The 15,307-nt window shown below is 63.4% G+C and carries 17 protein-coding genes; 13 read left to right on the top strand and 4 right to left on the bottom strand.

Going from position 1 to position 15,307, the window contains the following annotated elements:
• Nucleotides 1-124: 124 nt before the first annotated feature.
• Complete coding sequence (locus MXB90_RS06255; RefSeq protein ID WP_250042488.1) at nucleotides 125-550, top strand: DUF2267 domain-containing protein; 426 nt, start codon at nucleotides 125-127, stop codon at nucleotides 548-550.
• 12 nt (nucleotides 551-562) lie between these two features.
• Here MXB90_RS06255 and MXB90_RS06250 read toward each other — a convergent pair whose 3' ends face one another.
• From MXB90_RS06250 to MXB90_RS06235, 4 genes are read right to left on the bottom strand one after another with little or no spacing between them, the layout of a single operon-like run.
• Nucleotides 563-805 (bottom strand): MoaD/ThiS family protein, encoded by a 243-nt coding sequence (locus tag MXB90_RS06250; protein WP_250042487.1) that lies wholly within the window; start codon nucleotides 803-805, stop codon nucleotides 563-565.
• The gene (locus MXB90_RS06245; RefSeq protein ID WP_250042485.1) at nucleotides 798-3,047 is read right to left on the bottom strand and encodes a xanthine dehydrogenase family protein molybdopterin-binding subunit; all 2,250 of its coding nucleotides are present in this window, start codon (nucleotides 3,045-3,047) and stop codon (nucleotides 798-800) included. Before MXB90_RS06245 ends, MXB90_RS06250 begins: the two co-directional genes overlap by 8 nt.
• Nucleotides 3,047-3,526 carry a (2Fe-2S)-binding protein gene (locus MXB90_RS06240; protein WP_250042483.1) on the bottom strand — a complete coding sequence of 160 codons (480 nt, stop codon included), beginning with the start codon at nucleotides 3,524-3,526 and terminating at the stop codon, nucleotides 3,047-3,049. Before MXB90_RS06240 ends, MXB90_RS06245 begins: the two co-directional genes overlap by 1 nt.
• On the bottom strand, nucleotides 3,523-4,410 hold the full coding sequence (locus MXB90_RS06235; RefSeq protein WP_250042481.1) for an FAD binding domain-containing protein: 888 nt from the start codon (nucleotides 4,408-4,410) through the stop codon (nucleotides 3,523-3,525). The genes MXB90_RS06240 and MXB90_RS06235 overlap by 4 nt, the downstream gene beginning before the upstream one ends.
• Nucleotides 4,411-4,686: 276 nt before the next feature.
• On the opposite strand from MXB90_RS06235, the gene MXB90_RS06230 reads away from it, so the two are divergent.
• The 12 genes from MXB90_RS06230 (at nucleotide 4,687) to MXB90_RS06175 (ending at nucleotide 15,306) form a co-directional block, all read left to right on the top strand.
• On the top strand, nucleotides 4,687-5,211 hold the full coding sequence (locus MXB90_RS06230; protein ID WP_250042478.1) for a hypothetical protein: 525 nt from the start codon (nucleotides 4,687-4,689) through the stop codon (nucleotides 5,209-5,211).
• Nucleotides 5,212-5,247: 36 nt separating this feature from the next.
• Nucleotides 5,248-5,718 (top strand): prepilin peptidase, encoded by a 471-nt coding sequence (locus MXB90_RS06225; RefSeq protein ID WP_250042476.1) that lies wholly within the window; start codon nucleotides 5,248-5,250, stop codon nucleotides 5,716-5,718.
• A 123-nt stretch (nucleotides 5,719-5,841) separates the two neighbouring features.
• Nucleotides 5,842-7,413, top strand: a complete 1,572-nt coding sequence (locus MXB90_RS06220; protein ID WP_250042474.1) for a TadE/TadG family type IV pilus assembly protein — start codon at nucleotides 5,842-5,844, stop codon at nucleotides 7,411-7,413.
• A 376-nt stretch (nucleotides 7,414-7,789) separates the two neighbouring features.
• A complete protein-coding gene (locus MXB90_RS06215) occupies nucleotides 7,790-8,014 on the top strand; it encodes a Flp family type IVb pilin (RefSeq protein WP_250042472.1) in 225 nt (74 codons plus the stop codon).
• Nucleotides 8,015-8,226: 212 nt separating this feature from the next.
• Entirely contained in the window at nucleotides 8,227-9,258 is a 1,032-nt protein-coding gene (cpaB, locus tag MXB90_RS06210) for a Flp pilus assembly protein CpaB (RefSeq protein ID WP_250042471.1), read from the top strand.
• A gap of 27 nt (nucleotides 9,259-9,285) precedes the next feature.
• Complete coding sequence (locus MXB90_RS06205; protein ID WP_250042469.1) at nucleotides 9,286-10,719, top strand: type II and III secretion system protein family protein; 1,434 nt, start codon at nucleotides 9,286-9,288, stop codon at nucleotides 10,717-10,719.
• Between the two features lie 7 nt (nucleotides 10,720-10,726).
• Nucleotides 10,727-10,888 carry a hypothetical protein gene (locus tag MXB90_RS06200; RefSeq protein ID WP_250042466.1) on the top strand — a complete coding sequence of 54 codons (162 nt, stop codon included), beginning with the start codon at nucleotides 10,727-10,729 and terminating at the stop codon, nucleotides 10,886-10,888.
• A 119-nt stretch (nucleotides 10,889-11,007) separates the two neighbouring features.
• Nucleotides 11,008-11,574: a TadE/TadG family type IV pilus assembly protein gene (locus MXB90_RS06195; protein ID WP_250042464.1), complete on the top strand. Its 567-nt coding sequence runs from the start codon at nucleotides 11,008-11,010 to the stop codon at nucleotides 11,572-11,574.
• Entirely contained in the window at nucleotides 11,568-12,149 is a 582-nt protein-coding gene (locus tag MXB90_RS06190; protein WP_250042462.1) for a TadE/TadG family type IV pilus assembly protein, read from the top strand. Before MXB90_RS06195 ends, MXB90_RS06190 begins: the two co-directional genes overlap by 7 nt.
• A 4-nt stretch (nucleotides 12,150-12,153) precedes the next feature.
• Nucleotides 12,154-13,338, top strand: a complete 1,185-nt coding sequence (locus MXB90_RS06185; RefSeq protein WP_250042460.1) for a P-loop NTPase family protein — start codon at nucleotides 12,154-12,156, stop codon at nucleotides 13,336-13,338.
• A complete protein-coding gene (locus tag MXB90_RS06180) occupies nucleotides 13,338-13,904 on the top strand; it encodes a L,D-transpeptidase (protein ID WP_250042458.1) in 567 nt (188 codons plus the stop codon). Before MXB90_RS06185 ends, MXB90_RS06180 begins: the two co-directional genes overlap by 1 nt.
• A gap of 10 nt (nucleotides 13,905-13,914) precedes the next feature.
• Complete coding sequence (locus MXB90_RS06175) at nucleotides 13,915-15,306, top strand: CpaF family protein (protein ID WP_250042456.1); 1,392 nt, start codon at nucleotides 13,915-13,917, stop codon at nucleotides 15,304-15,306.
• Nucleotide 15,307: the final 1 nt, after the last annotated feature.

The following is a 15,307-nucleotide window of genomic DNA, read 5'->3' as shown; positions in this document are numbered from 1 at the left end:
CCCCCTGCTTTGTCGGTATCAGGATGCCAGCGCGGCGGGGCTTCTCATTGACCGTCGTCAATGACCGGGCCCGTTTCGGGGCGCAGCATCGCGCCGCGCGGCTGTCGCGCCGGGGGGATGTGGAATGAAGATCACCGGGCTGGAAACCATTGACCACGCGCCGCAGGTGGTCGCCGAATGGCTGAACTTTCTGCAAGACGCCCTGGGCTGGAACGAACGGGGCCGCGCCTACATGCTGTTGCGCGAAACGCTGCATGCCTTGCGCGACTATCTGACCGTGGCCGAGGCGGCGGATCTGGGCGCGCAATTGCCGGTGCTGATCCGCGGCATCTATTATGAGGGTTGGGTGCCGGATCGCACCCCCGTCCACCCCCGATCACGCGAGGATTTCCTGACGCGGGTGGGCGGCGCCTTCAAGGTGACCCCGCTTTACGACCCCGAGGTCGCGGTTGCCGCGGTCTTTGATCTGCTGCGGATCAAGACCTCGCAGGGTGAGATTGACCAGGTCACAAGCGCCTTGCGCAAATCGCTGCGTGATCTTTGGCACTGACGGCGGCGCGTGTCAGCCGCCCTTTAGGTATTGCATCAGATAGATTTCATCCCCCGGATCGACGGGCGACAGCAGGTCGGTGACGATCACCCCGTTCACCGAAACCGACACGCCCGCCCGGATATAGGGCGCAAGACCCGGATGCGCCGCGACCAGCGCCTCCAGCATCTGTTGCAGCGTTTCGGCCTGAACGCTCACCACTGTCTGCCCATCCGTCACCCGGCGCAGGCCCGACCACAAATTGACCTCAACCACCGCGCTGCGCCCTGATCGCGGCCAGCACCTTGGGCGGTGACATCGGCAGGCTGCGCAGCCGCGCGCCGGTGGCCGCAGCGATCGCATTGGCCAGCGCCGGAAGGGGCGGCGTGATCCCGGTTTCACCCACGCCGCGCACACCATAGGGGTGGCCGGGGTTCGGCACCTCGACGATGACCGTGTCGATCATCGGCAGGTCCGAGGCGACGGGAACCCGGTAATCCAGAAACACCGGGTTCAGCAGCCGGCCTTCGGCGTCATGGATGTATTCCTCATTCAGGGCCCAGCCGATGCCCTGCGCGGCGCCGCCCTGATACTGCCCCTCGACATAGGCGGGATGGATCGCGCGGCCTGCATCCTGCACGACCAGATAGCGCAGAACCGTGGTGCGGCCGGTTTCGGGGTCAACCTCGACATCGACCACATGCACGCCAAAGCTTGCGCCGACGCCGCCCGCCGTCACCTCATGATGGCCCGAGATCGGCCCGCCGGTCGATCCCATCCGGGCCGCGATTTCCGCAATGGGCATCGGGGGGAACTTGCCGGCATTGGGACCGGCGGGCACGGCGGCGCCGTCTTGCCAGTCGACGGCCTCGGGGTCGATCCCCCAGGCGGCAGCGGCGCGGCGGCACATTTCGGCGATCGCGTGGCGCGCGGCGATGACCGCGGCCTTGCCGCTGGCAAAGGTCGCGCGGCTGCCGTGGGTGGGTTCATTCACCCCAAGCGCGCCGGTTTCCACCACGTTGACGCGCACGTTTTCGTAAGCAATCCCCAAAGTCTCGGCCGTCATCAACGCGATCGACGCGCGGCTTCCGCCGATATCGGGCGTGCCGACCGAGACGGTCACCGTGCCATCTTCGCCGATCGCCAGCGAGACCGAGGTTTCGCCGCCGTGGTTGAACCAGAACCCCGCCGCGACACCGCGCCCCTGGTTGGGGCCCAGCGGCACCGACAGGTTCGGATGCGCCTGCGCCGCCTGCAGCGATTGCACAAGCCCGATCGGCCCGTAGGTCGGCCCATAGCTGGATTTCGTGCCTTCGCGCACGGCATTCTTCAGCCGCACCTCCAAAGGATCAAGGCCAAGTTCGCGGCACATCTCATCGATCAGGCTTTCGACCGCAAAGGCCGCCATCGGTGATCCGGGCGCGCGATAGGCCGCGCATTTCGGCCGGTTGGTCAGCACGTCATAGCCCACATGCGCCACCGCCGGGATCGCATAGCTGGCAAAGGCGCAGTAAAGCGCGCTGCTGACCGGGGCGCCGGGGAAGGCACCGCCCTGCATGCGAAATTCGGCCTGTCCGGCGGTCAGCGTGCCATCCTTTTTCATCCCGATCCGGACCTTCATCGCGGCCGAGGCGGTGGGCCCGGTGGCGCGGAACACCTCGGCCCGGCTCATGACCATCTTGACCGGGCGCCCGCCGGCCTTGCGTGACAGCGCCAGCGCCAGCGGCTCGATGAAGATCGTGGTCTTGCCGCCAAACCCGCCGCCGATTTCGGACGGCGTGACCCGCAGCTGCGCGGCCTCAATGCCCAGAACGGCGGCGGCCATCCGGCGGATGTACCAGTGCCCCTGGGTGCAGACCCACATCTCGCCCTTGCCATCGGCGCCCAGCTGCCCCAGGCAGGCATGGGGTTCGATATAGCCCTGATGGGTCGCCTCGGTCGTGTAGGATTGTTCGCGGACCAGGTCGGCGGCGGCAAAGCCCGCCTCAAGATCGCCATGGCCAAAATCGATGTATTTCACGACATTGGGATGCAGGCCTTCGGGCACGGAATGGTCCGCCGCGCCGGGGCGGATCGCGGGGGCGTCGGGCCGCATCGCGGCATCGACATCGGTTACATGGGGCAGGATTTCATAGTCCACCGCAATCAGGCGCAGGGCATCCTGCGCGATCAGCCGCGAGGTCGCCGCCACCGCCGCGACCGCATGCCCATCATAGAGCGCGACCTCGCCCGCGATGGTGTTTTCCTGCAGGTTCCAGTCCTCGCCGGTCAGGCCGGTGGGAAAATCGGCGCGGGTCACCACCGCCTTGACGCCCGGCAGGGCCAGCGCCTTGCTGGCATCGATCCGCAGGATGCGGGCATGGGCATGGGGCGAGCGCAGCACCGCGCCGTGCAACATCCCGGGGGCCGAAACATCGGCGCCATAGCGCGCCCGCCCCGTCACCTTGTCCAGCCCGTCGGGGCGGTCGGGGCGGGTGCCGATCAGGCGATAGGTCCGCTGGATTTCGTCCTTGGCCATCACGCAGCCCCCCGCAGTTCCGCCGCCGCATCCATCACGGCGCGGATGATCTTGTCATAGCCGGTGCAGCGGCACAGGTTTCCGGCCAGCCAATAGCGCACCTCTTGTTCGGTGGGGTCCGGGTTCTGATCCAGCAGCGCCCTGGCGGCGACCAGAATGCCCGGCGTGCAGAACCCGCATTGCAGCGCGGCATGTTCGATGAACTTGCGCTGCAGCGGGTGCAGATCGCCCCCCGTCGCCATGCCCTCGATCGTGTCGATGGACCGGCCCTCGGCCTCGACGCCCAGCACCAGGCACGAACAGACCAGAACGCCATCCATCTGCACCGAACAGGCCCCGCAATCGCCCGTGCCGCAGCCCTCTTTTGATCCGGTCAGGCCCAGATGGTCGCGCAGGCAATCCAGCAGGGTTTCGCGCGGATCGGCCAGAAATTCGACCGGGTCGCCATTCACGGTGGCGGTCACGTGGATCCTGGTCATTTGTCCTCTCCTTGCTGGATGCCGGTCCGGGCCTGCACGCGGTCATAGGCGATGCGCGCCGCGCGGCGCACCAGAACGCCGGTGATTTCCTTGCGGAAATCGGCGGTGCCGCGTTTGTCGCTGATCGGGTTTGCCGCCGCGGTGGCGGCGGTCGCCAGTGCCGTCAGCGCGGCGTCATCAAGCGGGGTGCCGATGATCGCAGCGGCGGCGGCATCTGCCAGCAGCACCGTGGGCGCCACCGCGCCAAGCGCGATGCGGGCCGCCGCGATCCGCTCGCCGTCCAGCCGCAGGTTCACGGCCACGCCCACCACCGCAATGTCCATTTCCGTGCGCGGGGTAAAGCGCAGGTAGGCATCGCCCGCCTGCGCCCCCCGCGGGGGCAGGGTGATGGCGGTGATGATTTCGCCGGGACGCAGCGTGGTGCGGCCGGGGCCCGTCGGAACTTCTTCCACCGCAAGGCTGCGCGGCCCGCCCGGGCCAAGGATGTCCACCCGCGCGCCCGCCGCCACAAGGCCGGGCACCGAATCCGCGGCGGGCGAGCCGTTGCACAGGTTGCCCACAGGCGTTGCGCGGCCCTGCACCTGGGTCGATCCGACAAGCTGCATCCCTTCAACAACACCGGGCCAGTCGCGCACCAGATCGGCGTGGCGGCCCATCTGCGCGCCCGTCACCGCAATGCCGATGCGCCAGCCGCCATCGGCGGTGCGCACAATCTCGGCCACGCCGGGGATGTGCTTGAGATCGATCAGATCGTCCGGGGTCACAAGCCCCGCGCGCAGCTGCACCAGAACGTCGGTGCCGCCGGCCAGAAACCGCGTCGTTCCGCCCGAACCTGCGGCAATCGCCACCGCATCTTCAAAGCTTTCGGGTCTGTGATAGCGCATTCTGCCCCCCTGGTCCTGTGCCGCCGCGCCGCGCCCGGCCCGCGATGGGCCGACCCTGCGGGAAATCCTGGCCGAGCCTCATGATACATTACGGTGGCCCCACCGCCACCGGCTTTGCGCCATGCCGCCCGACCCGCCACGGAAATGACGAAATACATCGAAATGAGAGTGTCATTCCTGCAATAGATGCCAAAAGATGCCAAATTCCGTAGCTCTCATTGTGGACAGCCGGGCAATTTCGCGCAACAGTTCGATTTCATTAATCAGGGTGAAAAGATGCGTGTTACGGGCCTGATCCTTGCGATGTCGATGCTGGCAAGCTGCACCGAAGGCGGTTTTGGCGACTTCTCGTCTTTCGGCGACCCGGCTTCAACCGTGGCTGACACTGCATCGCGTGGCGACTATTTCCCCAACGACCAGCTGATCGTGACCGCCAAGACCCAGTTCCAGAACGGCCATTACGGCAAGGCGCACACATCCTCGAAACGCGCGGTCGAGGTGGCGTCAAACGATCCGCAGGCGCTGCTGATCTATGCGGCATCGCTGGACCGCCTGCGCCGGTTTGATCAGGCCGATGTGGCCTATCGCAAGCTGCAGCCGATCATCGGCAACCGGATCGAGTTCCACAACAATTACGGCTATTCGCAGCTGCTGCGCGGCAATCTGCAGCTTGCGCGCAAGCATTTCCTGATCGCCTATGAGATGGACCCCGCCAACGAGACGGTGGCGAACAACCTGGAACTGCTGCGCAATTCATCAACCTATCAGCGCCGCAGCCGTGGCGATCTGCAGGGGATCTGACGCCCGGCGGTCGCGCGGTCGCAGGGCTTGGCCGGGATGATCCATGATGGTCTGATGCTGCTGGCGCTGGCCGGGTTCGCGGCGCTGGCGGTGATCGATTTCTGGACGCTGCGGATCCGGAACCTTCACGTGCTGGGGATGATCGGTCTTGCCGTCGCGGTTCTGGCGTTGCGCAGTCGCGATGTTCTGGTGTCGGACCTTGCGGCGGGGGTCTTGCTGTTCGGGCTTGGTTTCGTATTCTGGCTCTTGGGGATGATGGGGGCGGGGGATGCGAAACTGTATCTGCCGCTTGGGGTGCTGATCGGGTGGTCGGGGCTTGCGGTCTTTGCGCTGCTGTTGCTGCCCGTGTCGTTGCTGGTGCTCATCCTGATAAGAACGGGCGGGCGCTGGCTGCCTGCGGGGCGGGTGGCCGCGCGGGTGGCTGACTTGTCGCACAGCCGGCGCATCCCCTATGGCCTGCCGATGGCGCTTGCGGCGATGGGGGCAATCATTTCGCGCTGGCTGTGACGCCGTGGCCCTTGCGCCAAAGCGGTATAGGCCCATACTTTTGGAAACAAACTGGCATGTGGCCCGCGCGGCAGGCAATCTTTGCCGCAGCGGGCGGCGGGCAAAAACCGCGGAGACCGGAAGATGACGGGACGATTTTTCAGGAACGAAAGCGGTTATGCGCTGGCGCTCACATTGATCATGCTGCCGGCATTCATGGGGCTTGCGCTTTTGATCATTGATCTTGGGCGGGGCAACAATGCCCATTCCGATCATGCTGCGGCGGCGGATGCGCTGGCCCTTGCCGGTGCGCGCGAACTGGACGGGGGCGTTGATGCCATCGTGCGTGCCAAGGCCGCGATGGAAGAGATCACCAATTCGGTCAGCTTTCTTGGTATCGTCGGCGACGATGTCCACATCGATCTGGCCTATTCGGCCGAGACGGGGGGGGACTTCCGTGTCGAATTCCTGACCGCGATCCCTGTCAGCGACGACCTGCCGCTTGACCCAAACACGTTCATCGCGCCGGAAAATCATGACACGGGCGGCGCGAATGCGCGCTATGTCTATGTCTATTCTGAATCCCGGCCCCTGCATTCCTTCTTTGTCCGTGCGATGACAAACTTCATCCCCTGGCTTGAGAACGAGGATCCCGATGTGCGCGTGGGTGCCTCGGCGGTGGCGACCTATCGCACGGCGGCCTGCGATGTGACCCCGCTGTTCATCTGCAACCCGTTCGAGAAAGAGCCCGAGGGGTCCGACCTGCAAAGCGCCTTTGCGCGCGGCGATCTGCATGCGCGGCTGATCAAGCTGCACCCGCCGGGCAACAGCACCGCCAAGCCCGGCAATTTCGGGTTCCTTCAGGTGCGCGGCGCGAATGATGATTCCAACGCAAGCGCGAATACCATCCGCGATGTCTTTGCCGGCGGGCATAACCCCACCTGCTATGACAATTCGATCGTGACGACCAAGCCCGGTGCGGCGGTCAGCATCTCGCAGGGTCTGAACGTGCGGTTCGACATTTACGACGGGCCGTTCAACAGCCGGAAGGCTGAATTCCCGTCGGCTGCTAATGTGCGAAAGGGCTATTTCGGCAACAGCGATTGCAACACGTCGCTGACCTCTGACCCGGCGTTTCTGGCGGTCAAGGCCTTCCCCGACAATTCGATCATGGCGGCGCCCAACCAGGGTGTGCCGGGGGCTTCGATCGGTTCTGGCGCCTGGGATGTGGAGAATTACTGGGAAAAGAACCATGCCTCGCCCCCGCGACCTGCGCTGACCTCCGAAGAGCGTGAGGAGATGAGCACATTCACGAACCTGCGTGATGCCAGCGGCAAGGTCGTGCCGTCGCGCTATGACGTCTATCGGTATGAGATCGAGCAGAACCTGATCGCGGACAAGTCCGTCGCTGTTGGCGGGCGAACCGAAAGCGGTTTCCCGCAATGCAGCAACCCCGACCCTGTCGATCTGCCCACAGACCCGCTGGATGACCCGCGCGTGATGTTTGCGGCCATCGTCGATTGCCTGGCGCATGGCGGCAATGGTGTGACGGACTTTCCGGTCAATTCCTTTGCCAGCATCTTCATGGTCAACCCGATGCAGCAACAGGGCACGGGTGATGGCACCATCGACGTCGAGATCATCGATATCACCGGCAATGGTGGCAATGGGACGCTGGATGCCTTTGTCCGGGATGAGGCGGTTCTGGTGCGGTAGGGGGCGAATCAAAAGCGTCCCCAGGGTTGTAAATTGGATTCAATCTGCAATCATCGTTTGAATGTGATCTTTTGATGTAGGGCGAGTAAAAAGTATTACATACAACCCCTAATTGTGATTGCGCGATCAGCGTTCCGTTTTCGGGAACAGTGATGCTGAAAATGCCACAAAGTTGCCGTGACATTTCGGCAAATAGGGCGGGGCTTCATATGGGCCGTGGTCTCAAACTGATTTTTTGCTTAAGATTTATTTAAGGCTCGAAAGGGCGGGCGGTGGTCTTTCGGATAGGCCGTCATCCTGACCTTCCGGCTTGGGGGCGTTCGGCAATACGCCGGATGGCGATTGACCGAATGAATTAAAGGAAACGAGGATAGACATGATCAAACTCATCACACTCGCGTCGCTGCACCTGCGTCACTTCAAGAAGGACGAGGACGGTCTGGCGCTGACGGAATATCTAATCCTTCTGGGTCTGCTGACTGGCGTGGTAATTGCTGCCGTCACAATCTTCGGGACCGGCTTGGGGGCTGCTTGGGATACTTGGGCGACGTGGCTCGGTGCGGAAGGTGAGCCACTTAGCTATCCTGCGGGAGAAGAATAAGGCAGCTCTAATTGTTGCAAACCTAACACCCTTTCCGCCTCCGGATCGCTTCCGGGGGCGGGACCCCCTCAAAAGGGTTGATTTCCGATCCTTTTGCAGGAAACGTCAACTTGAGAACAAGTGGCCCGCGGTGGGCGCTTGCGCAGGGCCCGGCGGGCCGCGCCAGTGCCGCTGAAATCGGGCGACATCGGGGCAAGCAGGATACCGGATATATGCGCGGAACCACCGTCATCAGCCTGATCGTCGCGATCGTCCTGGGCCTTATTGCCGTGTTCGCCGCGCGGGGCTGGCTGACCGAACAGCGCGAACGGATCTTTGCCGAGGCCGTGCAAACGGGTGATGAAACCCCCAAGGATGTGATCGTGGTCGCCGCCAAGCCGCTGCGCTTTGGCGAACGGCTGACGCCGGACAAGCTTGACACGATCGTCTGGCCCGCCGACCGCAAGCCGCCGGGGGCGTTTACGGCCATTCCGCCGCTGGTTGGAACCAGCGATGAAAACGCCCGGTTCGTGCTGGAATCGATGGAGGAGGGCGAGCCGGTCCTGACGTCCAAGGTCACCAACCCCGGGCAGCGGGCAAAGCTGTCCACGGCGCTGACGCCGGGGATGAAGGCGGTGTCGATCCGGGTGAACGATGTGCTGGGCGTGGCGGGCTTTGTCCTGCCCGGCGACCGGGTGGATGTGCTGCTGACGCGCAGCGGTGGCAATGACGGCGGGGCCTTTGTCGATGTGCTGCTGCAGGGCGTGAAGGTGCTGGCCATCGACCAGATCGCCGATGACCGCAAGGATCAGCCCAGCGTCGTGCGCACCGTGACGTTTGAGGTGTCGACCCCCGAGGCGCAAAAGCTGACGCTGGCGGCATCGGTGGGCACGCTGTCGCTGGCGCTGCGCAATGCGGTGTCGACAGAAATCGAGATGCCCGAACGGGTGACCGCGATCGATTTGGGTGAGCCCGAGCTGGCCCGCAGCATGGCCGCCCAGGTGGAACAGTCACAGCTGGAGGCGCAGATCGCCACGCTGCAGGACATGCTGCGCCAGGTGGGCACCGAGGTGACCGACCGTCTGGCGACCGTGGAACAGAACATCCAGGCGCGCGGCGAAGATGGGCCCGCGCCGGACCCCGTGATCGTGGAACGCGTGGTCGAGGTGCCGGTGACGCCGCCGCCGCCCGCCTATTCGACGATCGGTGTGCTGCATGCGGGGCAGCGGGTGGAATACAAGGTCAAGGCGAACGCCGGCAACTGACAAGCAAGCGGGATCGGAGCAGGGCAGATGGCGATACGGATGGAAGCGGCACGTGCAGGCTGGATCAGGGGGGTGGCCTGCCTGATGCTTCTGGCGTTGGGGATGGCGTTGCTGCCGGCCAGCAAGGCCGCGGCGCAGGATCGTTATGTCGTGCTGGGCGAGGGCGGCCAGCGCGAGCCGATCGTTCTTAGCCCGGGGTTCACGCTGACCGTGGAAACCGACAAGGCCTTTACCGACATTCTGGTGGGCAACCCGGATGTCGCCGCGGTCTTTCCGCTGACCGACAAGACCTTTTACGTCGAAGGCAACCAGTCGGGCGCGACCAATGTCACCTTCTTTGATGCCGACAAGCGGCAGATGGGTGTGATCGTCCTGCGCGTGCGGGTCGATTTCGGTGAATTGCAGCGCGCCATCGACCGTGCCGTGCCCTCGGCTGCGGTGACGGTGACCAATGTGAACAACCGGGTGCGGCTGTCGGGATCGGTGCGCGACACTGTGGATAAGCGCCGGATCCTGGAAATTGCGCAGCAATATACCGAAAACCCGGTGGTCGATGCGATCCGCGTCACCGATCCGCAGCAGGTGCAGCTGGATGTGCGCATCCTGGAGGTCAGCCGCAATGCCGGGCGCCTGCTGGGCGTGAACCTGATCGCCAGCGAAAACGGCGTGATCCGCGGCACCACCAGCGGCAATGCCGGGCAGAATGCGGTGCCCTTTGGCAACTTCATCGGCAACCTGCTGGAAGTCGCCGGGATGGAAATCGACGTCATCATCAACACGCTGGAAGACAAGGGTCTGGCGCGGCGGCTGGCGAACCCGACGCTGGTGACCTCGAACGGGATCGAGGCGAATTTCGTGGTGGGCGGCGAGGTTCCGATCACCACGGCGGTCACCGCCGAGAACGGCGCGATCGCGACCGAAACGGATTACCGGGAATATGGGGTGCGGTTGAACTTCCGCCCCCAGATCCTGGACGATTCACTGATCAGCCTGCGCATCCGCCCCGAGGTCAGCGACATCGACACCTCGGTTTCGGTCAACGGTCAGCCGGCCTTCATCTCGCGCAAGGCCGATACGACAGTAAGCCTGCGCGACGGGCAAAGCTTTGCGATCGCGGGGCTGTTGCAGGTGGATAACGAACGCAACGTGCGCCAGGTGCCCTGGATCGGCCAGATCCCGGTGCTGGGTACGCTGTTCCGGTCTACCGCTTTCCAGAAGAATGAAACCGATCTGGTGATCCTGGTCACGCCGCGTCTGGTGCAGCCGGGAACGCCGAACCAGCCGCTGTCCTCGCCGCTGGACAATGCGCGGTCGTCCAATGACGTCGAGCTGTTCCTGCTGGGCATGCTTGAGGTGAACAAGAACATGATCCGGGCCTTCGAAGAGGGCAACGGTGTCATCGGCCCCTTCGGCCACATGATCGATCTGGAGTTCGACGATGCGCTTATTGTCAAGAAATAAGGGCCTTGTGCTGGCCCTGTCGCTGGCGGCGCTGTCGGGCTGTGCCGATTACATGACGCGGCGCGATTCAATTACGCTTGGTGCGGGCGATGCGCCCGAAGGGAACACGGCGATCCACACGATCAACCCGTTCCCGCCGCAGGCCGCAAACCCGAACCTTGGCGGGTAAGGCCGGGCATGGGTCCGTCGGGTTGGTCTGGTGGGTCGGTATGGCGGATCTGAACTGTAACAGGCGGGCGCGGTCCCGCCACATTGGGGTTGTGCGCAGTGCTGCGACGGTTTCGACATATGCTGCGGGGGTTCGCGTCTGATCGCGACGGCTCGGTGCTGGTCGAAACATTGATCGCGGTGCCGGTGGTGACATTGTTCACGATCGCAGTCTTGGAAACCGGGAATATGTTCTGGCAACGCCAGTTGTTTCAGACTGGCGTAAGAGATGCAGCGCGATATATGTCGAGGTGCAGGCCTGTAACCCTTGAGTTTATGGCGACTTGTCGCATCAATATAGCGCGAGATATTGCGTTCTATGGGAAGCCAAATCCGGGTCCAGATGATCCGCCCCGTGTGCGTGGGTGGGGACGGAACCCGTCCGAAGAGCTTGTCATACGATACATTGAGGCGTCGACCGTCAAGCTGTTGGAAGACCCATGGGTGCTTGACGAACGTGAGCGTGTTTCGGCCGAGGCCGCGATCGAGGTCGAAGGAAAGTTTTCTTACAGGGATTCACCCCTGTTGAATATTGGTGAAGCGATCGCAAACAAATATCGGTCGCTCGCTGGCCAGGAAGAGCGAGAAATCAAAATCTCTCCTTTGACGATCACCTACACCCATACCGAAAGGTACATCGGATGGTAGGGGTGCTGCGACGCTTTCGCCGGGATGAACGTGGCCTCAGCCTGACCGAGGCGCTGCTGACCTTGCCGATCATGCTGTTGATGATCGCGGCCTTTGTTGAATTCGGCTTTGTCATCTTTCAGTGGAACCAAACCGCCAAGGCGATGCAGCTGGGGGCAAGATTTCTGGCGGTGTCGGACCCGATCCACCCGGATTTCGCGGACCTTAATGTTTATCCCAGCGGGTCCGAGCCCGGCGATCCGGTGCCGGAAGGCGATTTCACATCGTTTAGTTGCGGCGCAGGGGCCGAGCCCTGTAGGCCCGGACCGGATCACATGGACCGGCTGATCACGCGGATGCAAGCGTTCAACCCCCGGATCCGGGCCGACAATGTCGTCGTCACCTATACCCGCACGGGTCTTGGCTATGTTGGCCGCCCCGACGGCCCGGTTGTTACCGTCACCGTCGAAACGGATGGCCTTTACTTTGACCTGCCGCTGCTCGGTGCGCTTCTGCGGTGGGGCGACAATCCGGGGATCGAGGTGCCAGCCAATCCCGTGACTGTGACGGGTGAAGATTTGAATAGTGGGCGATAAGCAGATGAACGCAATCGAAACCGATCTGTCGCAGATGCCTCGGAATTCGCGCAAGAATGTCGTCCTTGTGGTGGATTCCGGGGAAAGCACCGCGCAGGAAATTGCCCGGATGGTGGACCGGTTGCCGAACTTCGCCGCGCGTCTGGCCCCGGTCGATGCCCTGCGCAAGCCCGGCGGCATTGCCACGCCGGCAGTGATCGTCTTTGACTTCGGGCAGATCGGCGAAGAACAGCTGGAACAGATCGCCGCCGTGCGGTCGAATTTCGAACCGGTTCCTGTTGTCGTCGTGTCCGAGGCGCTGAATGACGAACAGGTCCGTAAACTTCTGAAGCTGAAGGTCAGCGACTGGCTGCGCCACCCCCTGCACCCCGAAGAATTGCTGACCGCGCTGCAGGTGGGCGTGCGCCAGAACAAGCAGACCCAGAACCGGGTTCACGCCGTGATCTCGGCGGTGGGCGGGGCGGGCGCGACCTCGGTTGCGATTTCGCTGGCCGATATCCTGGCCCAGAAGACCGCCCGCCAGGACCAATTGGTCGCCCTGTTCGATCTGGATTTTTCGACCGGATCCTGTGGCTATTACCTGAACCTGCGGTCGAACTTTGCGCTGGAAAGCGCCCTTTCGCAGCCCTCGCGGATCGATGCGGAATTCGTGCGGCTGCTGGAACAGCGCCATCCGGCCGGCTTTTACGTCTATTCCTTCCGCAACCGCGACACGGTCACGCATCTGAACTGTTATGAACTTGTCCTGCGCTTGCTGGATGCGGTCAGCTTTCAGCACAGCCATACCGTGCTGGACATTCCCTATTACGAAACCGACTGGCGCCAGGATGTTTTGGCGGCGGTGAATTCGGTCACGATCGTGTCGGATATCACCTTGCCCTCGATCAACCAGACGCTGGAAATCCTGAAGTCGCTGAACGGCACGCCGGCGGCCGACAAGCAGATCAACATCCTGCTGAACAAGCAAAAAAGCACGCTGTTCGGTGGCGGTCGATTCAAGACCGCCAAGCTGAAGGCGCTGTTCGGCGAAACGCCCTTTCATTTCCTGCCCGAGGATGAGGCGGATCTGGCCGATGCGATGGACCGGGGCATTCTGCCCAGCGAGGTGAATTCCAGCGGTAAATTCGTCAAGGCGCTGCGCAAGTTCGCGCAAGCGACGCTTCTGGCCGAACGGGTCGAGGTGAAATGATGCCCGCCCGCGCCCTTCGCCGCCGGTTTTTCCTGATCGCGGGCCTTGCCATCGCCGCGGCGCCTGTGCTTGCGGAACCGCGGCCGCTGAAGTCGGTGCCGCGTGATCATGGCCAGGTGACGCGGCAGATCGTCGATCTCGACAGCCGTGAAAAGCCGGGCACAATCATCATTTCCAACTCCGCGCGCAGCCTGCATGTGGTGTTGGGCAAGGGCAAGGCGGCGCGCTATGACATCAGCGTCGGGCGCGACGGGTTCACCTGGACCGGGGAAACCTATGTCGGGCGCAAGGCGGAATGGCCCGAATGGCGCCCCCCGGCCGAAATGCGCAAGCGTGACCCGTCGTTGCCGGGCTATGTGCCGCCCGGGCCCTATAACCCGCTGGGCGCGCGGGCGCTGTATCTGTATCGCGCGGGTGGCGACACGCTTTATCGCATTCACGGCACCAACAATGCCCCATCCGTGGGCAATTTCGAAACCTCGGGCTGTTTCCGCCTGTCCAATGCCGATGTCATCGAACTGTTCGGCAAGGTCGCAGTGGGAACCAAGGTCATCGTAAGGAATTAGGGGGAAGCAGATGGTCGGCCGATTTTTCCGCACGAGCGACAAGCCCGCACCGCCCGCGCCCGGCGCGGCGGAAACGGTCGATCTTGCCCGCCCCATGCCGCCAAAACCGGCCGAGGTTGTTGATGCCGGGATGCCGGACATGGTTGCCGAACGGGTCAATCTGCACCGCTACCTGCTGGACAAGATCAACCTTTCGGTTCTTGATGCCATGGGGGATGGCGAAATCCTGAATGAATTGCGCCCCTTGGTGCGCGATTATGCCAGGATGCAAAGCCTGCCGCTGAATGCGCGGGAACTGGAAGATCTGCTGGCCGATATCGCCGATGAGATGCTGGGCCTTGGCCCGATCGAACCGCTGCTGAAGGATGATACGATTTCCGACGTGCTGGTGGTCGGCCCGCAGACCGTTTACATCGAACGGCGCGGCAAGCTGGAAAAGACCGGCGTGCGCTTCAAGGATGAGGCGCATCTTTTGCGCATCATCAACAAGATCGTGGCCGCCGTCGGACGAAGGGTCGATGAATCCTCGCCCCTGGTCGATGCGCGTCTGCCCGATGGGTCACGGGTGAACGCCGCGATCCGCCCGGTGGCGGTGGATGGGCCGCAGGTGTCGATCCGCAAGTTTTCAAAGCGGCCGTTTCAACTGTCGACGCTGGTGGCCAATGGTGCCTTGCCGCAAGGGATGGCACAGCTTCTGGCGATGGCGGTCGAGGGCAAGGTTTCCATCGTCGTGTCGGGGGGCACCGGCTCGGGCAAGACGACGATGCTGAACGCGCTGTCATCCTTCATCCCGCATGAAGAACGTCTGGTCACGATCGAGGATGCCGCCGAACTGCAGCTGCAGCAGCCCCATGTGGTGCGCCTGGAAACGCGCCCCCCCACGCTGGAAGGCCGCAATGAGATCACCCAGCGCGATCTGGTCAAGAACGCGCTGCGGATGCGTCCCGACCGGATCATCGTAGGCGAGGTCCGCGGCGGCGAAGCCTTTGACATGCTGCAGGCGATGAACACGGGCCACGAAGGGTCGATGACCACGATCCACGCGAACAACCCGCGCGATGCGCTATCGCGGATGGAACAGATGGTGGGCATGGCGGGGATGCCGATGTCGCAGCTGTCGATCCGGTCGCAGATCGCCTCGGCCATCCATCTGATCGTACAGCTGTCGCGGATGCGCGACGGGACACGGCGGGTCACCTCGATCGCGGAACTGACCGGGATGGAGGGCGAGGTGATCCAGCTGCAAGAGATCGTGAAATTCAATCGTCTGGGCGTGGAAGAAGATGGCCGCGTGATCGGCGAATTCCGCGCAACCGGCATCCGGCCACGCTTCCTGCAGGATGTTGCCACCATCGGGCTGAAGATCGACATGAAGATCTTTGACCCGACCTATAAGCTGTAAG

Origin of the sequence: Phaeovulum molybdatiresistens (assembly GCF_023544865.1) — a bacterium.
Classification (GTDB): Bacteria; Pseudomonadota; Alphaproteobacteria; order Rhodobacterales; family Rhodobacteraceae; genus Pontitalea.
Note: the sequence above shows the minus strand (reverse complement) of the source record. Positions and strands in the feature narration are given on the sequence as shown.